Raw genomic sequence first — 21,344 nt, 5'->3', positions numbered from 1 at the left:
GCCGCCTCACAGGTAGTCCTCCAGACGGGCCACCGCGTACCCCTCGGCCGTGACCTTGTTCAGGAACCGGCGCATGTCGTCGACCATCGTGCCGTTCCAGTCGTCCCGGCCCCGGAAGTGGGTCAGGACGATGTCGCCGGGGTGCAGGCTCTGGTCGTCCTCCCGGTACTCCCAGTGGTCGACGTAGACCTCCTCGTCCCAGATGGGCGCGTACTTGATGCCGCAGGACTTGGCGGCGAGAAGGGTGTCGCGGTTGTAGTTGCCGTAGGGCGGGCGGAAGACGGTCGGACTCCGGCCGAACTGCTTGCGCATGATCCGCTGCATGCCGCAGATCTCGTCCCGCTGCTCGTCGTAGGACAGGCCGGGCAGGTAGGGGTGGGTGAGGGTGTGGTTGTTGAGGGTGATGCCGTCCGCCTGCATCTTGCGGAAGTAGCCGTAGTCGTCCTCGACCAGGTAGTTGCTGAGGAACGCGGTGTAGGGGACCTTCAGGTCGCTCATCATGCGCAGGAACGCCGGGTCCTTCTCGGCGCCGTCGTCGATGGTGAGGAAGACGACCTTCTGCTTGGTGGGGATCGTGGTGAAGACGGGCGGCAGGTCCAGTTCCTCCTGGCCGTCGACCTCGAATCCGTCGCGGGCGGTGATCCTCGGCTTGTGGGCGGGGGGTGCCGGGGGCGTGAGCGGGGCCGCTTCCAGACCCCAGCGGCTGGCGGCGGCGACCAGGGCGGCGTGGGAGGTGCGCAGCCGGGAGGCGTAGGAGTCGAGGGCTTCGGCGGGTCCCCGCAGACGTTGCTGACCGGGGGCGGGCCGGACGTCCGGGGACGAGTGCGGGGCCGTGCCCGGCGCCGAACAGCCGGAGACGGCACTGCCCGAGACGACGGCTGCCACGGCGAGCGCGGCCAGGCCGCTCTGCCACCTCGCGGCCGTCCGTCTTGTGACCGTCCGTCTCGTGGCCGTCCGTCTCGTGGGCAGCCACCTCGTGGCCAACCGTCTCCCGCGCGCACCATTTTTGTCATTTTGTACTACTAGTCGCATGGTGCCGGATCCTGGCAGAGCCCCCGCCCCGAACCGGCCCGACACCGCCGCCGCGGGCGCACCATCCACCGACTGGCCCACAATGACCCGGTGAACGACCTGCTCGCCTTCCGCTCCCTGCTCACCCCCGAGGGCCGCGCCCTCCTCGACGAGGTACGCGGCACGGCCCCGGCCGACGAACTCGCCGTCGCCACCCGGCTGCGCCGCGACCACCCCGCCGACCTGGTCTCGGCCGCCCTCGGCCAGGCCCGGCTGCGGCAGCGGGCGGCCGCCAAGTTCGCCGCCGAGGACGCGCGGCGGATGTTCTTCACCCCGGGCGGGGTCGAGCAGTCGACCCGGGCGAGGGTGGCCGCGTACCGGGCGCGCCGGCTGCGGGAACTGGGCGTCACCTCCGTCGCCGACCTGTGCTGCGGCATCGGCGGCGACGCGCTCGCCCTTGCCCGCGCCGGGATCCGGGTGCTCGCCGTGGACCGGGATCCAGTGACCGCGGCGGTGGCCCGCGCCAACGCCGAGGCGCTGGGGCTGGCCGAGCTGATCGAGGTCCGGGAGGCGGACGTGACGGAGGTGGACACGTCCTCGTACGACGCCGTGTTCGTCGACCCGGCCCGGCGCGGCGGCCGGGGCCGTGTCTTCGATCCGGAGGCGTACTCCCCGCCCCTGTCGTGGGCCGTGGGCGTCGCGTCCGCCGCCCGGGTGGCCGCCCTGAAGATCGCGCCCGGCATCCCGCACGAGACGGTTCCCGAGCGGGCCGAGGCGGAGTGGATCTCCGACGGCGGGGACGTGAAGGAGGCGGTGCTGTGGTTCGGCACGGGAGCGCCGGGCGCCGTACGGGCGACCCTGCTGCCGGGACCGCGGTCCCTGCTCTCCCGCGGGCTGCCGGACCCCGGAGCGCGGCCCGTGGGCCGGTACCTGTACGAGCCCGACGGCGCCGTCATCCGCGCGCATCTGGTGGCGGAGGTCGCCGAGGAGGTGGGCGGCGGGCTGATCGACCCGACCATCGCCTATGTGACGGCGGACGAGCTGCGGCCGACACCGTATGCGTCCGCGTACGAGATCACCGACCAACTTCCCTTCAATGTGAAGAAGTTGAAGGCGTTGCTGCGCGAGCGGGGGGTCGGGATCCTGACCGTGAAGAAGCGCGGGTCGGCGGTGGAGCCGGAGGAGCTGCGGCGGAAGGTCAAGCCGCAGGGGCCGGGCTCGGCCACCGTGTTCCTCACGCGTGTCGCGGGTGCCCCGACGATGCTGCTCGGGGCACCCGCGAACGGCTGAGCGGCTCCCGGGATTCATTCGCAGTGCTGCGGCCTTCAGGCCTGGGGTGAAGCAAATCCCGGGGTCGCGACGCGGAGCGTCGCAGTGGCGTTCCGGCGGAGCCGAGGCTGTTCAGGCACGACTTCACGGACGAGGTCAACATGTTGCCGTCGTTGAGTACGACCACCGACTTGCCGCTCGTCCCGTCCGCACCCGCGGCCGACGCGGCGGCGAGCGCCGAGTGGTAGTCGGTGCCGGTGGCGAGGAAGACGTGGTCGGGCGCACTGGCGACGGCGACCGAGGTCGAGTTGCGGGAGGTGCCGGCCAGCCGCTTCGGGGTGAAGCCGAGCGTGGAGAACTTCGAGGCGACGCCGCTGCTCAGGATCGACGTTGCGATCATGTCGCGGAGGTCGATCACGGGCCGAGCTCGGCCACCCGGGCCGCCAGCAGTTCCCGTTCCCGCGCGTTGCGGGTGAGTCCCGCCGCCCGGACGAACTCCGCGCGTGCCTCCGCCCCGCGGCCGAGGCGGGCCAGCAGGTCGCCGCGGACGCTGGGGAGCAGGTGGTAGTCGCGCAGGGCGGGGTCGGCGGCCAGCCGGTCCACGATCTCCAGGGCCGGGGCCGGTCCGCGCGCCATCGACACGGCGACCGCGCGGTTCAGCTCCACGACCGGGGACGGGGCCCGGGCGGCGAGCAGGTCGTAGAGGGTCGCGATGGTCGCCCAGTCGGTCTCCTCGTAGGAGTGCGCGTGTGCGTGGCAGGCCGCGATCGCCGCCTGGAGGGTGTACGGCCCGGGCGCCCCGGTGGCAGCGGCCTCGGCCCGGCCGAGGGCCGCGACGCCGCGGGCGATGAGCATCCGGTTCCAGCGGCGGCGGTTCTGGTCCCTGAGGAGGACGGGGGCGCCGTCGGGGCCGGTGCGGGCGGCGGCCCGGGAGGTCTGGAACTCCAGGAGCGCGGTCAGGGCGTGCACCTCCGGTTCCTTGGGCATCAGCGCGGACAGCACACGGGCGAGGCGGAGGGCGTCCTCGCACAGGGCGGGGCGCAGCCAGTCGTCGCCGGCGGTGGCCGCGTAGCCCTCGTTGTGGATCAGGTAGATGACGTCGAGGACGGAGCCGAGGCGGGCCTCCCGGTCGGGCCCGCAGGGCACTTCGAAGGCGACGTTCTTCCTGGCCAGGGTGCGTTTGGCGCGGACGATCCGCTGGGCGATCGTCGCCTCCGGGACGAGGAAGGCGCGGGCGATCTCGGCCGTGGTCAGGCCGCCCAGCAGGCGCAGCGTGAGTGCGGTGCGGGCCTCGGCGGACAGCACCGGATGGCAGGTGGTGAAGACGAGGCGGAGCAGGTCGTCGTCGATGTCGTCGGGGTCGGCCGGTGCCGGCGGCGGCGCCGTGGTCTCCAGGTCGCGGCCGATCTCGGCGAGCTTGCGGGCGTAGTTCTCGCGGCGGCGGACCAGGTCGACGGCGCGGTGGCGGGCGGTGGCCATGAGCCAGGCGCCGGGGTTGTCCGGCACGCCGTCCCGCGGCCACCGTTCCAGGGCGGCGACCAGGGCGTCCTGGGCCAGTTCCTCCGCGATGCCCACGTCCCGGACGGTCCGGGCGGCACCGGCGACGACCCGGGGGAACTCCAGGCGGAAGACGGCCTCGATGGCCTGTGCGGCGGCGCCGGACGGGGCGGCGGGGGGCTGCTGTTCCACAGCCCCCCATGCAACACCCCAGGCCGGGCGGGCGCCAGCCAGGGCCTGTCCGGCGGATCAGGTCGCAGGGCACGGGCGGTGCCTCATCGGCGCTGGTGAGCGGGGCGAATGGGGGTGCCCCCGCGCGAGCTCATTCGAGCGTGGGGGAGCGTCCGGCTGCAAGGCGGAGGAGGGCGTCGACGCGATGGGGGTCCCCCCGCGCGAGCTCGTTCGAGCGTGGGGGAGTCGGCGACCGACGACAACGCCGGTGGGGGCACCGCCCGCTCGAGCGAAGCCGAGAGTGGGGGAGGGCGTGCCAAGCCACGCGTCTGCGGCATGATCCGCCGGACAGGACCTACGGCCGCTTCGCCGTCGCCTCCGTCGCCGAGTAGATCCGCCGCCGCGGCGGCGAGGAACTGTGCGTCACCTGGCACCCGGGCCCGACCGGCCCCGAGGGCTTCTACCTCGGCCTCGGCTTCCGCCGCACCGGGGAGACCAGCGGGGGCCAGACGGTGGGGGTGCTGGAGCTGGGCCGGGGGCCGGGGCCGGGGCCTGACGGGCCTGTGGCCGGAGTGGAGTGCGGGGCGGCGGGGCCGCTCAGCCCCAGTCCCGTCCCGACCTGCCCCGCTTGGTGTCCGAGCGCTGCTTCTTCTCCCGGAGCCGGCGCTCGTTGATCCCCCGCGGGATGCGGGTCGGCCTGCGCGGCTTGGGCGGGGGCGCGGTGGCCTCCGCGAGCAGCGCCGCGAGGCGCACCGCGGCGGTCTCCCGGTTGCGCCACTGGGAGCGGTGCTCGGAGGCGCGGACGGTGACGACACCGTCGACCAGCCGCCCGCTCAGCCGGGCCAGCGCCCGCTCCTTCCACACCTGTGGAAACGCCTCGGTCCGCGCCAGGTCGAAGCGCAGCTCCACCTGGGAGTCACTGGTGTTGACATGCTGCCCACCAGGCCCCGAGGACCGCGAGAAACGCCACATCAGCTCGGCCTCGGGCAGTGAGACGGAGCCACGGACGACGTAAGGACCGGACATGCCGTCCATGTTCCCGCCTCTGTCCGGTCCACGTCACCCGGATTTCGCCTTGGGTAAAAAAGGTAAAGCCATCCGGAACCACGAGGACCCCCCTCGGCGTTGTCCGGAGTGACGGTAGCTTCGTCCCCAGTGCGAAGCCCGTACTGACGCAACGAGGGAAGGGACTCCCAAACCATGGCTGTAAGCCTGTCCAAGGGCGGCAACGTCTCGCTCACCAAGGAAGCTCCGGGCCTGACCGCCGTCACCGTGGGCCTCGGCTGGGACGTCCGCACCACCACCGGCACGGACTTCGACCTGGACGCCTCCGCCATCGCGGTCAACGCGCAGGGCAAGGTCTACTCGGACGCCCACTTCGTCTTCTTCAACAACAAGAACACCCCGGACAACTCGATCGTCCACACCGGCGACAACCGCACCGGAGAGGGCGCGGGCGACGACGAGGCGATCAACGTCAACCTGGCGGCCCTCCCGGCCGACGTCGACAAGATCGTCTTCCCGGTCTCCATCTACGACGCCGAGAACCGCAACCAGAACTTCGGCCAGGTCCGCAACGCCTACATCCGCATCGTCAACCAGGCAGGCGGCGCCGAGATCGCCCGCTACGACCTCTCCGAGGACGCCGCCACCGAAACCGCCATGGTCTTCGGCGAGCTCTACCGCAACGGCGCCGAGTGGAAGTTCCGCGCCGTCGGTCAGGGCTACGCCTCGGGCCTGGTGGGCATCGCGCAGGACTTCGGCGTCAACGTCTGAGCGGCACCCGCTCGTCGACGGGGCCCCGGTCGTGCTCGCACCGCGAGGAAACGACCGGGGCCCCGCCGTGTCCGGCGATAGATTGCCCGGCGTGATCCTCGAGCCCCTGCCCGCCGGCCAGGACATCCCGGCGCCCGTTCTCACCGAACTCACCGCGCTCTACGCCTCCAACCGCGACTTCTTCGCGCGCAGCGGAGACTTCCCCGACCCGGACGACATCCGGCCGGAGCAGGTGGCGGCCGCGCTGGCGGAGGATCTGGCGCACCCGGACGCGGAGGTGCTGCTCGCGCGCGGTGAGGGACGGCTGGTGGGCGTCGCCTGCACACTCGCCCGTCATCCGGACCCGGCCGACCCCGACCCGTGGATCGGGCTGCTGCTGGTGGACGCGGACGAGCACGGCCGGGGACGGGGACGGCAGATCGCACAACTGGTCGAGGGCCGTTTCCGGAAGGCCGGCCGGACCGCCGTGCGGCTCGCCGTCCTGGACGACAACCCCGCGGGCCTCGCCTTCTGGACCGCCCTCGGCTATGAGGTCATGGACCACCGCCCCGACCGCGCCCTCGGCCGCCCCTGCGCGGTCCTGCGCAAGCTGCTGCGCACCCCCCGCGCGGCGGCCCGCGTCGCCGTCGTCGACCCGGAGGGCTCGGTGTTCCTCTTCCGCTACGACAACCCCGAGGTGGGCGCCCACTGGGCGCTCCCCGGCGGCGGTCTCGAACCGGGCGAGACCTCGCGCGAGGGCGCCCTGCGGGAGCTGCGCGAGGAGACCGGCTGGACCGATCTGGAGCCCGGCCCGCTGCTGTGCACGTGGGAGCACGACTTCACCCGGTTCCACACCCACATCCGGCAGCACGACGACATCTACGTGGCCCGGGGCCCGCGCCGGGACCCCGTCGGCCCCGACCTGGCCGCCGAACACGCCAGGGACGGCATCCTGACCTGGCGCTGGTGGACGCGGGAGGAGCTGGCCGATCCGGACGAGCCCGTCTGGCCGCCCGACCTGGGCCGGCTGCTGGCCGAGTTCGGGCAGGGCTGACCACCGGAGGCGCTCAGGAGGCACTCCCGAGACACTCAGGCGCGGTCCGGCTTGCCGTCCCCGTACAGCCAGTCGGCCCAGATCGCGCCGAAGTCCTGGTGCGGGGCCCGCTTCTCCACGTACGCCGTGAAGTCGGCGGTGCTCGCGTTGCCGTACCGGTGGGCGGCGGCCCAGCCCTGGATGATGTCGTAGAAGGCGTCGTCGCCGACCTTCTGGCGGATCTTGTGCAGGACCATCGCGCCGCGCTGGTAGACGGGCGGGTCGGAGATGTGCGCGGCACTGCTCGGCTTGGCGGGCGGGAAGGCCCAGATGGCGTCCGGGTCGTCGACCTCGTCGGACGTGCCGTCGTAGAGCGCGGTGAACGTCTGCTGCGCGGAGTCGCCGCCGTGGTCCTCCCGCCACAGCCACTCCGCGTACGTGGCGAAGCCCTCGCTCAGCCACATGTCCCGCCAGCTCTCCGGGGTGACGGAGTCGCCGTACCACTGGTGGGCGAGCTCGTGGACGAGCGTCGCGGTGTCGGGGGCGCCCGGGAAGACCGGGCGGGTCTGGGTCTCCAGGGCGTAGCCCGCGTCCTCGGCGCGGTCGACGATCGCACCCGTGGAGGAGAAGGGGTACGGGCCGAAGTTGTCCTCCTCCCACTTCATGACCTCGGGGATCTTCGCGAGCACCGTCCGGCTCGCCGCCCTCTGCGCGGGGTCGACGGCCACGTACACGGGCAGGCCGTCCTCGATGGTCGTGCGCGTGATGTCGTAGTGGCCGATCGCGACCGTGGCCAGGTAACTCGCCATGGGCTCGGCGGTGTGCCAGACGAACGTCGTACGGCCGCCGGTCGTGTGCTGCCGCGTCGGCTCACCGTTCGAGACGGCCTGCAGCCCCTTGGGGACGGTGACCGTGATGTCGTACGAGGCCTTGTCGGAGGGGTGGTGGTTGCCGGGGAACCAGGCCATGGAGCCGGTCGGTTCGCCCAGCGCCAGTGCGCCGTCCGCGGTGCGCAGCCAGCCCTCCTGGGAACCGTCGGGGTCGGTGATCGTCTCCGGGGTGCCCGAGTAGCGCACCGTGGCCTCGAACGTCTCCCCCGCGTCCAGGTCGTCGTGCGGGCGGACGGTCAGCTCCTGGCCGGCCCGGTTCCAGTGGGCGTCACGGCCCTCGACGGTGACGGCGTCGACGTCCATGCCCTCGAGGTCGAGGTCGAGGGCGGAGAGGTCCTTGGTCGCGCGAGCCGTGATCACCGCGGTCCCGGTGAGGTGGTGGCGGCCGGGGTCGTAGGAGAGGGTCAGGCCGTAGTGGGTGACGTCGTAGCCGCCGTTGCCCGCCCTCGGGAAGTACGGGTCCTGTACGCCGTAACCGCCGGGGGTGCCGCGCACTCCCGCGTCGCACGCCGTGAGAGCGAGGGCGAGGAACGCGGCGGAGACCGGGACAAGACGCACGGATCTGGGCACGTCGGTGATCCTATGCGGGCCGGTCCCGGCCGGGAGGCGTGCGGTGGCCCCGGACCGGCGTGACACCATCACGTACGTGCTCGACATCGGCTACGCCCTCTCCACCCGCTTCCCCGACCCGCCGCAGACCGACTACCGGCACGCGGACGTCCGCACCCTGCGCCACGACCTGTTCTGCGGTGACGTCTACCTCGCGGACACCAAGACCGACCGGGAACTGTCCACAGCCTGGGGATGGGTGCCGGTGCTGGACTTCGCCTGGGCCCTGTGCGACATCGCGGAGCGCCTGGACCGGGACCCGGCGGGCTCCCGCGCCTCCCGGCCGCAGCGGGCGGAACTGGACTTCACCGAGTCCACCGACCGCATGCTCTTCGAGCGCCGCTTCGGCTGGGTGGACATCGCCGCCGACTGGATGCCGGCGGAGGAGTCCCCCCTCTCCTTCTCGCACGCCGAACTCCGCCGGGAAGCCCGCGACTTCCTGCACGACCTGATCGCCGACCTGACCGACCTGCACGAGGCCCTGTCGGAGAACCCGGCGATCTGGACGCTTCAGGCCCGCTTCCCGAGGGTCCCGTAGGACCTACTCCACCCGGATCCCCAGCTCCCCCGCCAGCACCGGCGCCAGATCCAGCAGTTGCCCCGGGCTGATCACCGCCCCCGCCAACCGCCCGATCCCCCGCGCGATCTCCAGCGAAGCGGCCCCGCGCAGATCCACGTGGGTCAGGGTCACCTCGGTGAAGTCGACGGACTTCAGGACGCAGTCGACGAACTCCACACGGTCCAGGCGGGCTCCGCCGAAGTCGGGTTCGACGAGGACGCAGCCCTCGAAGACGACGTCGGTCAGCCTGGCCCTGCGGAGGTTGAGGTAGTCGATCTTGCCGCCGCGGATCAGCACCCGCTCCAGCACGGCGCCGTGCAACTGGGTACCACCGAGGCGGGCGTCGTGGACCTCGACGTCACGCAGGGTCGACTCGGCCAGATCGGTGCCCACGCCCCGTATCCCCGACAGGACGGTGTCCAGGATCCGGGCGTGATGCAGACGTGTCTCGTCCACGACGCACCCCGCGAGCGAGCAGTCCATGAAGCGCGCACCCGCCCCGTCCTGCGCCGCGAAGTCCGCCTCGCGGAACTCCACCCCGTCGTAGTCCCCGTCCGGCTCCAGCCCGTCGCCGGCCCAGGGTTCCAGCGGCGGCAGCCGCAGCTCCGGTCGCCGCGCCGCCCTCGTCCCACCGGCCCCGCCGGTCACCTTCCTCGCCATGCCCCCATGCTGCACCCCGCCACTGACAATCAAGCCGCTGACAATCGAATGGGCGCTGCATCCACAGATGCGACAGATACCGATACGTGGTCTTCTAGCGGGGTGAATGTCACCCGAACGGCTCAATCCGTCCCGGACACGGACCCGCGCCGCTGGTGGGGCCTGGTGATCATCGCGCTGGCCCAGCTCATGGTGGTCCTGGACGCCACGATCGTGAACATCGCCCTCCCCTCCGCCCAGCACGACCTGGGCATGTCCGACGGCAACCGCCAGTGGGTCATCACCGCCTACACCCTGGCCTTCGGCGGCCTGCTCCTGCTCGGCGGCCGCATCGCCGACCTCGTCGGCCGCAAACGCACCTTCGTCATCGGACTCATCGGCTTCGCCGCCGCCTCCGCTCTGGGCGGCGCCGCCACCACCTCCGGCATGCTCTTCGGCGCCCGTGCCCTCCAGGGCGCCTTCGCCGCCGTCCTCGCCCCCTCCGCGCTCAGCCTGCTCACCACCACGTTCACCGACCCCAGGGAACGCGGCAAAGCCTTCGGCATCTACGGCGCCCTCGCCGGCAGCGGCTCCGCGATCGGCTTCATCGTCGGCGGGCTCCTCACCGAATACCTCAACTGGCGCTGGTGCCTCTACGTCAACGTCCCCATCGCCGCCGTCGCCGTCCTCGGCGCCTTCGCCCTCCTGCACGACCGCCCCGGCCACGCCGGCGCCCGCCTCGACGTACCCGGCGCCCTGCTCGGCTGCGGCGGGCTCGTCGCCGTCGTCCACGGCTTCAGCGAAGCCGAACCCCGCGGCTGGACCGACCCCCTCGTCCTCGCCCTGTTCGCCACCGGACTGCTCCTGCTCACCGTCTTCGTGTGGTGGCAGACCCGGGCCCCCATGCCCCTGCTCCCCCTGCACATCGTCAAGGACCGCAACCGCGCCGGCTGCTTCCTCACCATGGGCCTCGCCACCATCGGCATGTTCGGCCTGTTCCTGTTCATGACCTACTACCTGCAGGTCATCCTCGGCTACTCACCGGTCAGGACAGGCCTGGGCTTCCTCCCCCTGACCGCCGCCATCATCATCGGCGCGACCCAGATATCCGCCCGGCTCCTGCAGCACGTCCCACCCCGCGCCCTGATGACCCCCGGCATGGTCCTCGCCGCCGGCGGCATGCTCGTCCTCACCCGCATGACGGTCCACTCCGACTACACCACCGAGATCCTCCCCGCCCTCCTCCTCATGGGCCTCGGCATGGGACTGACCTTCATGCCGGTCTTCGCCACCGCCACCGCGGGCGTCGCCCCCCAGGACTCCGGCGTCACCTCCGCCACCGTCAACACCTCCCAGCAGGTCGGCGGCTCCATCGGCACGGCCCTGCTCAACACGGTCGCCACCACCAGCAGCACCGCCTACATCACCGCGCACCTGACCAGCCCCGCCCGGAAAGCCACCGTCGTCCCCGCCGGAATCGTCCACGGCTACACGGTCGCCATCTGGTGGGCCGCCGGCATCATGCTCCTCGCCGGCCTCGTCGCCGGCCTGATGGTCACCGCCAAGGCCCCGGGACACGGCGCGCCCACGGCGGCCCCCGTCCCCGAATCAGTGACCTGACGGCGCCCCGCCCAGCGCCGCCAGCGCCCCGTCCGACAGCCGGTACACCGTCCACTCGTCCTGCGCCCGGGCCCCCAGCGACTCGTAGAACCCGATCGCGGGCCGGTTCCAGTCCAGCACCGCCCACTCCAGCCGCTCATAGCCCCGCTCCACGCATATCCGGGCCAGCTCGGCGAGCAACGCCCTGCCGTGACCCCCGCCCCGGGCCTCCGGACGGACGTACAGGTCCTCCAGATGGATCCCGTGCACACCCCGCCAGGTCGAGAAGTTCAGGAACCACAACGCGAAACCGACCACCTCACCGGTCGCGTCGTCCTCGGCGACATGCGCGAACACCGCCGGCCGCGCCCCGAACAGCGCCTCCCCCAACTGCTCAGGACTCGCCTTCGCCTCCTGCGGCGCCTTCTCGTACTCGGCCAGCTCCCGGACCAGGGCGTGGACGACGGGGACATCGGCGGGTGTCGCGACACGAATCATGGGCCGAGGCTAGCGCTGCCCCTCCCGCAGCCGCCGCCCCTCCCGCAGCCGCCGCACCACCTCCAGCCGCCGCTCCTCCACCCCGCGCCCGCTCTCCACGTCCCACAGACAGTTCTGCAGCAGCCGCCCCGACGTCCACGCCCGCGCCCGCCCCCGGTCCAGCCCCAGCACGTCCGTCATCGCGTCGAAACGCCACCGCACCTCGTCCGCGTCGAAACGGTCGACCAGGGCGGGCCACAGTTCGAACCCGGGATCACCGGACAGCGGTTTGGGGTCGATGGCCAGCCAGGGGGCGCGGGCGGAGCCGAGGACGTTGCCGTAGTGCAGATCCCAGTGGAGGAGACGGTCACCGGGCTCGTCGGCGACCTCCCGCACCTCGGCCGCGCAGTCGGCGACCAGGCGGCGGGCCGCGGGGTCCGCGATACGGGCCAGCACCGGCGGGGTCCGCTCCAGCATGCCGCGCGCGATGTCACCGAGGCGGCGCATGCCCTCCGGCGCCGGGAACGACGTCAGATGCGCCAGCAGCCCGGCGACGACCCCCACCGCCTCACGGGTGTCCGCGAGGCCGCGAAGCGTCCGGGCCGGGTCGAGGCGCTCCAGCAGCATGGCGCCGGTGACCGGGTCGTGGCCGAGGAGACGCACGGCGCCGTCACCGCCCCAGGCCCGCAACGCGGCCGGCTCCCCCGCCGTCTCCGCATCCGCGAGCTGCAGCTTCAGCACGGCCGGCGTGCCGTCGGCACGGACGACGACCGGCAGGACCAGAGCACTCACGCCATGCATCGACGGCCCGTCCGGACGCAGCCCCCAGCGATCCAGACAACCGGCCGCCAGCTCCGGCAGCCCGGCGACGAAGGCCCGTCCGGCCGCCCCGTTGTACCTCTCCTGCGCCGCCACCAGCCCGTCCGGAATGTCGATCACCCGTCGGACGTTACTCGTCTGCGTGAATCGGCTCATGCGAACCAACCGGGACCCCCGCAGGGTGTGGGCGTACATCCGCAGCGCTCCCGGCACCTACGCGTGGCTGATGATCCTCTTCTTCACGACCGTCGCCCTGCACGCCATGTCGCCGGAGTTCGAGCAGCACTTCCTGCGGCAGCGCTCGACCAACATCCACGAGCTGTCGCAGAACCCGGTGCGGGTGCTGATCTCCAGCGCGATGTGGACCGACAGCGGCTACTGGCTGCCGTACGCGGCCCTGTTCACGGTCTTCCACGCACAGGCCGAGCGCTGGCTGAGCACCGCCCGCTGGCTGGTGGTGTGCGTGGCCGCGCACGTCCTCGCCACACTGCTCAGCGAAGGCGCGCTGCTGATGGCCATCCGGAACGGCATGGCACCCCAGTCGGCCGTCAACACCCTCGACGTCGGCGGGAGTTACGCCCTGGCCGGGGTGATGGCCGTCCTGACGTACCGGATCGCGAGGCCCTGGCGGTACGGGTACCTGGCGGCCGTGCTCGTCCTCTTCACCGTGCCGCTGGCCACCGGGCCCACCTTCACGGACTTCGGGCACTTCGTCTCCGTGCTGATCGGGCTGGCCTGCTATCCACTGGCCAGAGGCCGCGGAAAAACATGGAATCCGAAGGAGACACTGGCAACTCTCAGGAGTTAACGTCCGCACATGAGCAGCTCGGCCAGCGCAGTCGTCAACGGCGGCATCTCCTTCTGGTACACCGACGACGGCCTCCCGGCGGCACGGGAGCCACTGCCCGGCGACACCTCCGCGGACGTCGTGATCGTCGGCGGCGGATACACGGGGCTGTGGACCGCCTACTACCTGAAGAAGGCGGCGCCGTTCCTGCGCATCACCGTCCTGGAACAGAAGTTCTGCGGATACGGCGCCTCCGGGCGCAACGGCGGCTGGCTGTACAACGGGATCGCCGGCCGCGACCGGTACGCGAGGCTGCACGGCCGCGACGCGGCGATCCGCCTGCAACAGGCGATGAACGACACCGTCGACGAAGTCATCGCCGTCACCGAGGCCGAAGGCATCGACGCGGACGTCCACAAGGGCGGAGTCCTCGAAGTGGCGACCACACCCGCCCAGCTCGCCCGGTTGAAGGCCTTCCACCAGCACGAACTGTCGTACGGGGAGAAGGACCGCGAACTGTACGGCGCCCGGGAGACCGCCGAGCGGATCCGCGTCGCCGACGCGGTCGGCTCGACCTGGACACCCCACGGGGCACGGCTGCACCCGGTGAAACTGGTGAAGGGGCTCGCGGCCGCCGTGGAAGCCCTCGGGGTGACCATCCACGAGTCCACCCCGGTGACCGAGATCCGGCCCCGGCACGCCGTCACCCCCTACGGAACCGTCCGCGCCCCCTACGTCCTGCGCTGCACCGAAGGCTTCACCGCCTCCCTCAAGGGCCAGCGGCGGACCTGGCTGCCCATGAACTCCTCCATGATCGCCACCGAACCCCTCACCGACGAGCAGTGGTCGGCGATCGGCTGGCACGGCCGGGAGACCCTCGGCGACATGGCCCACGCCTACATGTACGCCCAGCGCACCGCCGACGGCCGGATCGCGCTCGGCGGACGCGGCGTGCCCTACCGCTTCGGATCCCGCACCGACAACGACGGCCGCACCCAGGACACGACCATCGAGGCCCTGCGGGACATCCTCGTCCGCTTCTTCCCGGCCCTGGCCGGGCTCCGCGTCGAACACGCCTGGTCGGGAGTGCTCGGAGTACCGCGCGACTGGTGCGCGACGGTCACCCTCGACCGCACCACCGGAATGGGCTGGGCGGGCGGCTACGTCGGCTCCGGCGTCGCCACCACCAACCTCGCCGCCCGAACCCTGCGGGACCTCGTCCGACAGGACTCCGGCCAGGGCGGCCGCACCCAGCTGACCGACCTGCCATGGGTCAACCACAAGGTCCGCAAATGGGAGCCGGAACCACTGCGCTGGCTCGGCGTGCACGGCATGTACGCGACGTACCGAGCCGCGGATCAGCGGGAGCGGCTACGACCGGGCACCGAGTCCTCACGCCTGGCCCGAGCGGCCGACCGGGTGGCCGGGCGGCACTGAGCGAGCGATGCTGTTGCCGGGCGTCTGGGTACCGGATCAGGTGATGCGGTGTCCTCCGTCGACGTGCAGGACGGTCCCGGTGATGAATCCGTTGTGCATCACCGACACGAATGCCTGGGCGATGTCGTCGGGGGTGCCGACGCGGCGGGCCGGGAGCCGCGCGGCCAGCTCGGCGAAGGCTGCTTGTTTGTCCATGGCGAGTTGGTCCCAGATGGGGGTGTCCACCCAGCCGGGGGAGATGACGTTCACTCGCACGGGGGCCAGTTCGAGCGCCAGCCCGTACGCCAGCGACGCGAGCGCGCCGTTGGCCGCGGCCATGATGGTGTTCGACCCGTTCGGCCGGTACGCGTTGATGCCCGAGGTATAGGTGATCGAGCCGGTGACTCGTCCGGCCCGTGCTTGCCGACCAGCCAGGCACCGAGCAGCTTGGTCTCCACGATGGCCCGTGCGGTCGCGGTGGCGACGTCGACGGTCCGGCCGTACACGCCGGTGGCGTCCGCAGCGGTGACCGCCACGTGCTCCACGCGTTCCACCTGGGCGAACAGTTCGGCCACGTCCTCCTCCCGCCCCATGTCGGCCACGAACGTGCTGATCTTCCCGTGACCGGGGCGTTCCAGTTCCGCCCGGGCCGTCGTGAGCCGGTCCGCGGATCGGCCGACGATGGTCACCTTCATGTCCTCGGCAAGCAGAGTCCGGGCCAGGGCGAGGCCCATGCCGGAGCCGCCACCGATGATGATCGCGTCAGTCATGATGCGAGGTTGCGCCGCCGGGCCGGTTCCGGGAAGGCCGTGTGATTCCTGGGTGTGACACGGCCACCCAGGGGCGCATCGGCCGGTGGCAGACTCGACGCCGTGAACGCGATGGCCGAGTTTCTTCGGATCCGGCGCGGGCGGATCGGCCCGGCCGACGTCGGGCTGCCCACCGGGCCGGGCGCCCGACGCACACCGGGGCTGCGCCGCGAGGAGTTGGCGGCGCTGGCCGGCGTGAGCGTGGACTACTACGTCCGGATCGAGCAGGGGCGGGAGACCGCGCCCAGTGACGCGGTACTGGGCGCGTTGGCCCGGGCCCTGCGGCTCACCGCCGACGAGCACGCCCACCTGCTCGGCCTCGCCGACCAGGTCGCCGGGCGGACACCGCGCCGCGGGCTCGCCGACCCGCGGCCGGCCGGCCCCGGCCTGCGGCTGCTGCTGGAGTCGGTCCGGCCCAGCCCGGCGTACGTACTCGACGACGTCAACGACGTGCTGGCCTCGAACCCGGAGGGCCTTGCGCTGATGCCTGGGCTCAGCGACTGGCCGCCCGCACAGCGCAACACGATCCGATACACCTTCCTGCATGCGGCAGCGCGCGCCCTTTTCGCCGATTGGGACCGGGTGGCACGTAACAGCGTCGCGCACCTGCACACCGCCGAACTGACCGCCCCGGAGCGGACTGCCGCACTGGTGGCCGAACTGGCGGCGGCCAGCGGCGAGTTCGCCGCTCTGTGGCGCCGGCACGAGGTATGGGTCAAGCGCGCCGGTGAGACGGCGTTCCGCCACCCGTTGATCGGCCCGGTCACCCTCGCCAACGAGGTGCTCAGCCCTGCCGGCGAGGGCCGGCGCATGCTGATCTACCAGGCCCCGCCCGGCACGGCCGAGCACGACTCCCTGGTCCTGCTGGCAATGACCACCGAGGGCGTGGGAACCGAGTGAACTCGCGGTCGAAGACGCGATCCGGGGAGCAGCGACCGCTGACACCGCGACTGACCGGCCGTGTGACACCGCCCGGCGGCGACGTCGTACTCCTACCAGTGGTACGCGGGCGGCAAGGCGATCAGTGGGGCGACCAAGTCCTCCCTGGTCCTGAAGGCGGCCCAGAAGAGCAAGAAGATCACCGTGAAGGTGATCGCCCACCGGACCGGGCACACGGACGGGTCGGCGGTGAGCAAGCCGAGCGGGGCGGTCAGCGGCTGAACATGAAGAAGCCCAGGTCGGATGGACTCCGACCTGGGCTTTTTTGAGCCCCCTGTCGGATTCGAACCGACGACCTACGCATTACAAGTGCGTTGCTCTGGCCAGCTGAGCTAAGGAGGCCTGCACGTGTGCGAAGCACGTGCCCGAGCAGTGTACCCAGGTCCGGAGGGGCGCCGGTCGAAAATTTCCGCGAAGTTCACACCCCCCGGACTACTGACAGAGCAGGTGAACGCCAGGTACCGTCCTGACCCAGTTCACCCCGGTGGACTACACCAACCACCTTCCTACAACGGATCGTCCGGCACGTTCCTGCCGGTAGAAGGGGGCCCATTCACCATGGCCACTGTCTCGTTCGACAAGGCGACCCGGATCTACCCGGGTTCCACGAAGCCCGCCGTCGACGCGCTCGAGATCGACATCGAGGACGGCGAGTTCCTCGTCCTGGTCGGCCCGTCGGGTTGCGGTAAGTCCACCTCGCTCCGGATGCTCGCGGGGCTCGAGGACGTGAACGCCGGCGCCATCCGCATCGGTGACCGCGACGTCACGCACCTGCCGCCGAAGGACCGGGACATCGCCATGGTGTTCCAGAACTACGCGCTCTACCCGCACATGACGGTCGCCGACAACATGGGCTTCGCGCTCAAGATCGCGGGCGTCAACAAGGCGGAGATCCGGCAGAAGGTCGAGGAGGCCGCGAAGATCCTCGACCTGACCGAGTACCTGGACCGCAAGCCCAAGGCGCTGTCCGGTGGTCAGCGGCAGCGTGTCGCGATGGGCCGTGCCATCGTGCGTGAGCCGCAGGTGTTCCTCATGGACGAGCCGCTGTCCAACCTGGACGCCAAGCTCCGTGTGTCGACGCGTACGCAGATCGCGTCGCTGCAGCGCCGCCTCGGCATCACCACCGTGTACGTCACCCACGACCAGGTCGAGGCCATGACGATGGGCGACCGGGTGGCCGTGCTCAAGGACGGTCTGCTGCAGCAGGTCGACTCGCCCAGGAACATGTACGACCGGCCCGCCAACCTGTTCGTCGCCGGCTTCATCGGCTCCCCGGCGATGAACCTCGTCGAGGTGCCGATCACCGACGGCGGTGTGAAGTTCGGCAACAGTGTCGTGCCCGTCAACCGGGACGCCCTGAAGGCCGCCGCCGACAAGGGCGACCGCACGGTGACGGTCGGTGTCCGTCCCGAGCACTTCGACGTGGTGGAGCACGACGGCGGTACCGCCGCCTCCCTGTCGAAGGACACCGAGGACGCCCCGGCGGGTCTCGCGGTCTCCGTGAACGTCGTGGAGGAGCTCGGCGCCGACGGTTACGTCTACGGCACCGCCGAGGTCGGCGGCGAGCGGAAGGACCTGGTGGTCCGCGTCAACGGCCGTCAGGTGCCGGAGAAGGGCGCGCAGCTCCACGTCGTCCCGCGGCCGGGTGAGACGCACGTCTTCTCGACCTCGACGGGTGAGCGTCTCTCCGACTGAAACCCCCGTCCCGGGTGAAATGACCCAGGTTGACGAGAAGGGCCCCGCGGCCTGCTGCGGGGCCCTTCTCGTTGCCGGTTGTTTGCCGTGGAATACCCCGTCAGGGGGGTGCATTTCGAGCGGTGTGCGTCAACACCCGGTTCGGGAACGGGGAGTTCCGTGTCCCTCGAACCGGTGACTAAATGTCTCCAAATCATCACCGCGCGCTACCCTCACACGCGTGAAGCACTCCACCAACCCTCAGACGCGACGCGGCCACCGGGGCCCTGCCCGCCGGATCGGCCGCACCCTCGCCCTCGTCCTGCCCGTCGTCCTGGTGCTTTCCGGGACCCTCGCGGTCACCCGGGTCAACTGGTCGGGGAACCCCTCGAACTCGGTGCTGACCGCGTCGGACGTCTCGGGCCGGTCCTTCCAGCGCGCACCGCAGGACGTGCTGCGGGACCGGCTGATGGGCGAGCTGCAGGAGGAGAACCCGGGCGTGGTTCTCACCCATCTGCAGCAGGCCGTGAACGGGCACCCGTCCCTGGCGAGGCACTGCACCTCCATCGCCCGCGCCCTGGGCCGGGCCGCGGTCCGCGTGTACGGCGCCTCGCGCGCCCAGTCGTACGCCCGTCCGGTGTGCGACACGTCCTTCGCCTCGGGGGTGCTGGCCGCGTCGCGCGGCTGACCGTCCGGCCGAGGTGACGGTACGGGTAACAGCTGTTTAAGGAGAAGGTTGGGTTCGTAAGCCGCGAGTGGGGCGCCGCGTACAGTTCGGTCATGACCGATCCGAATGCCGCGTCGCGCCCCACTCAAGCCGTTGTCCTGGCCGGTGGCCAGGGCTCACGGCTGCGTCCGTACACCGACGACCGGCCCAAGCCGATGGTCGAGATTCCCGGCACGGGTACTCCGATCATCGGCCATCAGCTTTCCTGGCTCGCCGAAGAGGGCGTGACCGACGTGGTGGTCTCCTGCGGCCACCTTGCCGAGGTTCTGCAGAAGTGGCTGGTTTCGGCCGATCTGCCCGTGAACGTCACGACCGTCGTCGAGTCGGAGCCGCTCGGCCGCGGTGGCGGTCTGAAGTACGCGGCGGCCCGTCTGCCGCACCCGGACCGCCCGTGGTTCGCCACCAACGGTGACATCTGGACCCGTTTCTCGCTGCGCGACATGGCGGACTTCCACACCGAGCGCGACGCCGTCGCGACCCTCGCGCTGGCCCGGCCGCGCCTTCCGTGGGGTGCGGTGAAGACGGACGGCTTCGGTCACATCACGGACTTCATCGAGGCGCCGCCGTCGACGTTCGAGATCAACGCGGGCGTGTACGTGTTCTCGCCGGAGTTCGCCGGTCTGCTGCCGGAGCGCGGTGACCACGAGCGGACCACGTTCCCGCATCTGGCGCGTGAGCGCAGGCTGGCGGGCTTCCCGATTCCGCAGGGCGCCTACTGGCGGGCCATCGACACGGCGAAGGACCTGACGGAGGCGGCGAAGGAGCTCGCGGCGCTGGGGCGTTGAGGAGCCGTTCGGACACCTCGCGAACATGACGACGACGGGGTCCCGCACCTTCGGTGGTGCGGGACCCCGTCGTCGTACCGGGGGCGGTGCGGCTTATCCGAGGAGGCCGCCCACCAGGCCGGGCTGTCCGGAGGAGGAGCCGCCGCCGGTGGTGGAGCCACCGCCGCCGGTCGTGGTGCCGCCGGAGGTCGGTCCCGAGGTGGTGCTGGGTGCCTGCTGGGCGGGGGCGGTGCGCCGCGGTGGGGCCTGGCCGGCGGCGCCCTGGGTCTGGCTGGGGGCGCCGCCGGTGACGGTGCCGGTGGAGTGGGTGGCGCCGGGGGTGGTGGTGCCGCCGGAGGGGCTGGCGCCGGTGGTGGCGCCGCCGCTGGGCGGGGTGGAGGCGGCCGGTGTCTTCTTGTGGTGCTTGCCGGGGTCCTGGGCGAGCGGGGAGCCGGGCAGGTTGTTGCGGGGGGCCTCGCCGGGGCCGGGGACGACCACGCGGTCGGCGTCGCGGACGGCGCCGCCGAGGAGTGAGCCGACCAGGAGGGTGACGCCGACGGTGAGGGCGGTGATGAGGGCGCCGCGGCGCAGTACGTAGCGGCGCAGGTCCCAGATGGCGGAGCGGGGGCCGAGGGTGCGCCAGGCGTTCGCGGCTAGGCGGCCGTCGACGGAGTAGACGGGGGCGCCGGCGATGACCAGGGGGGACCAGGCGGCGAGGTAGATGATGTCGGGGGCGTCGTAGGCGGGGACCGTCTTCCAGCTGACGGTGACGATGAGGGCGGCGGAGAGCAGCGCGCCGACGACGGCGGCCACGCGCTGCCAGCAGCCGAGGATGGTGAGGACGCCGACGACGACCTGGAGGAAGGCGATGACGAGGCCGGAACCGACGGGGTGGTGCAGGGCGAACCGGTGCAGGGGTTCGGCTACTTGCCAGGGGTGGAGGGTGTGGAGCCACTTGACCATGGAGCCGCGCCGGCCGCCGTCGAAGTAGAGCGGGTCGCAGAGCTTGCCCATGCCGGCGTAGATGGAGATGACGCCGAGGAAGAGGCGCAGGGGGAGGAGGACGACGCCGAGGTTCATACGGCGGCCGGGGTAGTAGGCGTGCCGGGCGGGGTCGTCGGTGGAGCGTTTGGCGGGGGGTTCGGCCGGTTCGTGGTCCGCCGGTCCCGCGTAGTGGTCGTCGGGGCCCGCGTAGTCGTCGTCGGGGCCCGCGTAGTCGTCGTCGGGATCGGCGTGGTGGGGGTGGGCCGGTGGGTCGTAGGCGCCGCCGACGGGGCGCACGGGGGGCAGGAGGCGGGTCTCGCCGGCGACGGGGGCGCGCTGGTGGCCGAGGACGGGGGTTTCGACGGTCTCTTCCAGCTGGTGGTACACGTCGTCGTAGCCGGTGGCGTAGCCGTCGTGGTCGCCGACGCGGGGGATCACCTGGGTGGCTCCGGCGTCGGGGACGGGATCGTCGGCGTGGCGGACGCTGCCGCCCCGGACGGCCTGGAGCAGCCGGTGGGCGCCGGTGTCGTCGGGGGCCGAGTGGCCGCTCCAGACGACGGGGCGGCGGCGGGCGGGGGCGCCCATGGCGGGCACGCGGGCGGTGTCCCCGGTGGCGGTGTGCCAGGCGATCCGTGGTGACTGGGTTCGCCGTGTCGAGGCGCCCAACTGCACGCGGAAGCTCGCGTGATTGACGATGACCTGCGCCGGATCGCTCGGCACCTTCACCATGCTCAGCGCGGGAGCGTCGTCGTATCCCGACGAGCGGTCCCCCGTGGGTGTGCGGGGTGTTCTGGTGTCCACACTCAACTAACCGAGTGATGTGGAGTTAGGACACTGCCTCGGCGGCCCGGATGTGTCCGGACCGCGTCAAGCTCGTACGTGTCGCCAGGATTACCCCGTACGGGTGACCCCGGGG

The 21,344-nt window shown here is 71.7% G+C and carries 22 protein-coding genes, 1 tRNA gene and 2 pseudogenes; 13 read left to right on the top strand and 12 right to left on the bottom strand.

The window, feature by feature from the left end:
- Window positions 1-6: 6 nt before the first annotated feature.
- Complete coding sequence (locus ACFY0F_RS10530) at window positions 7-1,032, bottom strand: polysaccharide deacetylase family protein (RefSeq protein ID WP_388791612.1); 1,026 nt, start codon at window positions 1,030-1,032, stop codon at window positions 7-9.
- Between the two features lie 90 nt (window positions 1,033-1,122).
- Between ACFY0F_RS10530 and ACFY0F_RS10525 the strand changes: the two genes are divergently transcribed.
- The gene (locus ACFY0F_RS10525; protein WP_388791610.1) at window positions 1,123-2,301 is read left to right on the top strand and encodes a methyltransferase domain-containing protein; all 1,179 of its coding nucleotides are present in this window, start codon (window positions 1,123-1,125) and stop codon (window positions 2,299-2,301) included.
- Here the strand turns inward: ACFY0F_RS10525 and ACFY0F_RS10520 are convergent.
- Window positions 2,246-2,698: a hypothetical protein gene (locus ACFY0F_RS10520; protein WP_388791608.1), complete on the bottom strand. Its 453-nt coding sequence runs from the start codon at window positions 2,696-2,698 to the stop codon at window positions 2,246-2,248. The genes ACFY0F_RS10525 and ACFY0F_RS10520 overlap by 56 nt on opposite strands.
- A complete protein-coding gene (locus tag ACFY0F_RS10515) occupies window positions 2,695-3,969 on the bottom strand; it encodes an RNA polymerase sigma factor (RefSeq protein WP_388791606.1) in 1,275 nt (424 codons plus the stop codon). Before ACFY0F_RS10515 ends, ACFY0F_RS10520 begins: the two co-directional genes overlap by 4 nt.
- A 329-nt stretch (window positions 3,970-4,298) precedes the next feature.
- On the opposite strand from ACFY0F_RS10515, the pseudogene ACFY0F_RS10510 reads away from it, so the two are divergent.
- Window positions 4,299-4,478: pseudogene (locus tag ACFY0F_RS10510) on the top strand (GNAT family N-acetyltransferase); the annotation flags it as partial.
- A gap of 67 nt (window positions 4,479-4,545) precedes the next feature.
- On the opposite strand, the gene arfB reads toward ACFY0F_RS10510, so the two are convergent.
- Window positions 4,546-4,983: an alternative ribosome rescue aminoacyl-tRNA hydrolase ArfB gene (arfB, locus tag ACFY0F_RS10505; protein ID WP_132852615.1), complete on the bottom strand. Its 438-nt coding sequence runs from the start codon at window positions 4,981-4,983 to the stop codon at window positions 4,546-4,548.
- A gap of 165 nt (window positions 4,984-5,148) precedes the next feature.
- Here arfB and ACFY0F_RS10500 point away from each other — a divergent pair, with 165 nt between their 5' ends.
- Entirely contained in the window at window positions 5,149-5,724 is a 576-nt protein-coding gene (locus ACFY0F_RS10500; protein WP_388791604.1) for a TerD family protein, read from the top strand.
- Window positions 5,725-5,815: 91 nt separating this feature from the next.
- Window positions 5,816-6,757 carry a GNAT family N-acetyltransferase gene (locus tag ACFY0F_RS10495; protein WP_388791602.1) on the top strand — a complete coding sequence of 314 codons (942 nt, stop codon included), beginning with the start codon at window positions 5,816-5,818 and terminating at the stop codon, window positions 6,755-6,757.
- Between the two features lie 35 nt (window positions 6,758-6,792).
- Here ACFY0F_RS10495 and ACFY0F_RS10490 read toward each other — a convergent pair whose 3' ends face one another.
- Entirely contained in the window at window positions 6,793-8,196 is a 1,404-nt protein-coding gene (locus ACFY0F_RS10490; protein ID WP_388791600.1) for a M1 family metallopeptidase, read from the bottom strand.
- A 76-nt stretch (window positions 8,197-8,272) separates the two neighbouring features.
- On the opposite strand from ACFY0F_RS10490, the gene ACFY0F_RS10485 reads away from it, so the two are divergent.
- Entirely contained in the window at window positions 8,273-8,773 is a 501-nt protein-coding gene (locus tag ACFY0F_RS10485; protein ID WP_388792395.1) for a hypothetical protein, read from the top strand.
- Window positions 8,774-8,776: 3 nt separating this feature from the next.
- Here the strand turns inward: ACFY0F_RS10485 and ACFY0F_RS10480 are convergent, their stop codons facing one another.
- Window positions 8,777-9,454: a pentapeptide repeat-containing protein gene (locus ACFY0F_RS10480; RefSeq protein WP_388791598.1), complete on the bottom strand. Its 678-nt coding sequence runs from the start codon at window positions 9,452-9,454 to the stop codon at window positions 8,777-8,779.
- Window positions 9,455-9,556: 102 nt separating this feature from the next.
- Here ACFY0F_RS10480 and ACFY0F_RS10475 point away from each other — a divergent pair, with 102 nt between their 5' ends.
- Entirely contained in the window at window positions 9,557-11,053 is a 1,497-nt protein-coding gene (locus ACFY0F_RS10475; RefSeq protein WP_388791596.1) for an MFS transporter, read from the top strand.
- Here the strand turns inward: ACFY0F_RS10475 and ACFY0F_RS10470 are convergent.
- Together ACFY0F_RS10470 and ACFY0F_RS10465 are read right to left on the bottom strand one after the other, a co-directional pair.
- On the bottom strand, window positions 11,042-11,530 hold the full coding sequence (locus ACFY0F_RS10470) for a GNAT family N-acetyltransferase (protein ID WP_388791594.1): 489 nt from the start codon (window positions 11,528-11,530) through the stop codon (window positions 11,042-11,044). The genes ACFY0F_RS10475 and ACFY0F_RS10470 overlap by 12 nt on opposite strands.
- Before the next feature lie 9 nt (window positions 11,531-11,539).
- The gene (locus tag ACFY0F_RS10465) at window positions 11,540-12,484 is read right to left on the bottom strand and encodes an aminoglycoside phosphotransferase family protein (RefSeq protein ID WP_388791592.1); all 945 of its coding nucleotides are present in this window, start codon (window positions 12,482-12,484) and stop codon (window positions 11,540-11,542) included.
- On the opposite strand from ACFY0F_RS10465, the gene ACFY0F_RS10460 reads away from it, so the two are divergent.
- On the top strand, window positions 12,483-13,136 hold the full coding sequence (locus tag ACFY0F_RS10460) for a rhomboid-like protein (protein WP_388791590.1): 654 nt from the start codon (window positions 12,483-12,485) through the stop codon (window positions 13,134-13,136). The genes ACFY0F_RS10465 and ACFY0F_RS10460 overlap by 2 nt on opposite strands.
- Window positions 13,137-13,145: 9 nt before the next feature.
- The gene (locus tag ACFY0F_RS10455; RefSeq protein ID WP_388791588.1) at window positions 13,146-14,552 is read left to right on the top strand and encodes an NAD(P)/FAD-dependent oxidoreductase; all 1,407 of its coding nucleotides are present in this window, start codon (window positions 13,146-13,148) and stop codon (window positions 14,550-14,552) included.
- 36 nt (window positions 14,553-14,588) lie between these two features.
- Here ACFY0F_RS10455 and ACFY0F_RS10450 read toward each other — a convergent pair whose 3' ends face one another.
- Together ACFY0F_RS10450 and ACFY0F_RS10445 are read right to left on the bottom strand one after the other, a co-directional pair.
- The gene (locus ACFY0F_RS10450; RefSeq protein WP_388792393.1) at window positions 14,589-14,906 is read right to left on the bottom strand and encodes an SDR family oxidoreductase; all 318 of its coding nucleotides are present in this window, start codon (window positions 14,904-14,906) and stop codon (window positions 14,589-14,591) included.
- Entirely contained in the window at window positions 14,798-15,301 is a 504-nt protein-coding gene (locus ACFY0F_RS10445; protein ID WP_388791586.1) for an SDR family NAD(P)-dependent oxidoreductase, read from the bottom strand. The genes ACFY0F_RS10450 and ACFY0F_RS10445 overlap by 109 nt, the downstream gene beginning before the upstream one ends.
- Before the next feature lie 111 nt (window positions 15,302-15,412).
- On the opposite strand from ACFY0F_RS10445, the gene ACFY0F_RS10440 reads away from it, so the two are divergent.
- Both ACFY0F_RS10440 and ACFY0F_RS10435 read left to right on the top strand, forming a co-directional pair.
- The gene (locus tag ACFY0F_RS10440; RefSeq protein ID WP_388791584.1) at window positions 15,413-16,240 is read left to right on the top strand and encodes a helix-turn-helix domain-containing protein; all 828 of its coding nucleotides are present in this window, start codon (window positions 15,413-15,415) and stop codon (window positions 16,238-16,240) included.
- A gap of 72 nt (window positions 16,241-16,312) precedes the next feature.
- Window positions 16,313-16,501, top strand: a pseudogene (locus tag ACFY0F_RS10435) (glycoside hydrolase Chb); the annotation flags it as partial.
- Window positions 16,502-16,547: 46 nt separating this feature from the next.
- On the opposite strand, the gene ACFY0F_RS10430 reads toward ACFY0F_RS10435, so the two are convergent.
- Window positions 16,548-16,621, bottom strand: a tRNA-Thr gene (locus ACFY0F_RS10430).
- 216 nt (window positions 16,622-16,837) lie between these two features.
- On the opposite strand from ACFY0F_RS10430, the gene ACFY0F_RS10425 reads away from it, so the two are divergent.
- From ACFY0F_RS10425 to ACFY0F_RS10415, 3 genes are all read left to right on the top strand, one after another.
- Window positions 16,838-17,974: an ABC transporter ATP-binding protein gene (locus ACFY0F_RS10425; protein ID WP_388791582.1), complete on the top strand. Its 1,137-nt coding sequence runs from the start codon at window positions 16,838-16,840 to the stop codon at window positions 17,972-17,974.
- A 220-nt stretch (window positions 17,975-18,194) separates the two neighbouring features.
- Complete coding sequence (locus ACFY0F_RS10420) at window positions 18,195-18,641, top strand: hypothetical protein (RefSeq protein ID WP_388791580.1); 447 nt, start codon at window positions 18,195-18,197, stop codon at window positions 18,639-18,641.
- A 92-nt stretch (window positions 18,642-18,733) separates the two neighbouring features.
- Window positions 18,734-19,465 (top strand): NDP-sugar synthase, encoded by a 732-nt coding sequence (locus ACFY0F_RS10415; RefSeq protein ID WP_388791578.1) that lies wholly within the window; start codon window positions 18,734-18,736, stop codon window positions 19,463-19,465.
- Window positions 19,466-19,558: 93 nt separating this feature from the next.
- Here the strand turns inward: ACFY0F_RS10415 and ACFY0F_RS10410 are convergent, their stop codons facing one another.
- Window positions 19,559-21,229: a DoxX family protein gene (locus ACFY0F_RS10410; RefSeq protein ID WP_388791576.1), complete on the bottom strand. Its 1,671-nt coding sequence runs from the start codon at window positions 21,227-21,229 to the stop codon at window positions 19,559-19,561.
- Between the last annotated feature and the right edge of the window lie 115 nt (window positions 21,230-21,344).

Source organism: Streptomyces sp. NPDC001544 (assembly GCF_042894285.1).
Lineage (GTDB): Bacteria > Actinomycetota > Actinomycetes > Streptomycetales > Streptomycetaceae > Streptomyces.
This window is presented reverse-complemented; position numbering and strand designations above follow the sequence as displayed.

Bases quoted from the DNA above. Each gene is read 5' to 3' on its own strand.
- ACFY0F_RS10445 (WP_388791586.1), bottom strand. From the start codon at position 15,301: ATGACTGACGCGATCATCATCGGTGGCGGCTCCGGCATGGGCCTCGCC.
- ACFY0F_RS10455 (WP_388791588.1), top strand. From the start codon at position 13,146: ATGAGCAGCTCGGCCAGCGCAGTCGTCAACGGCGGCATCTCCTTCTGG.
- ACFY0F_RS10530 (WP_388791612.1), bottom strand. From the start codon at position 1,032: ATGCGACTAGTAGTACAAAATGACAAAAATGGTGCGCGCGGGAGACGG.
- ACFY0F_RS10460 (WP_388791590.1), top strand. From the start codon at position 12,483: ATGCGAACCAACCGGGACCCCCGCAGGGTGTGGGCGTACATCCGCAGC.
- ACFY0F_RS10440 (WP_388791584.1), top strand. From the start codon at position 15,413: ATGGCCGAGTTTCTTCGGATCCGGCGCGGGCGGATCGGCCCGGCCGAC.
- ACFY0F_RS10425 (WP_388791582.1), top strand. From the start codon at position 16,838: ATGGCCACTGTCTCGTTCGACAAGGCGACCCGGATCTACCCGGGTTCC.
- ACFY0F_RS10500 (WP_388791604.1), top strand. From the start codon at position 5,149: ATGGCTGTAAGCCTGTCCAAGGGCGGCAACGTCTCGCTCACCAAGGAA.
- ACFY0F_RS10470 (WP_388791594.1), bottom strand. From the start codon at position 11,530: ATGATTCGTGTCGCGACACCCGCCGATGTCCCCGTCGTCCACGCCCTG.
- ACFY0F_RS10415 (WP_388791578.1), top strand. From the start codon at position 18,734: ATGACCGATCCGAATGCCGCGTCGCGCCCCACTCAAGCCGTTGTCCTG.
- ACFY0F_RS10480 (WP_388791598.1), bottom strand. From the start codon at position 9,454: ATGGCGAGGAAGGTGACCGGCGGGGCCGGTGGGACGAGGGCGGCGCGG.
- arfB (WP_132852615.1), bottom strand. From the start codon at position 4,983: ATGGACGGCATGTCCGGTCCTTACGTCGTCCGTGGCTCCGTCTCACTG.
- ACFY0F_RS10465 (WP_388791592.1), bottom strand. From the start codon at position 12,484: ATGAGCCGATTCACGCAGACGAGTAACGTCCGACGGGTGATCGACATT.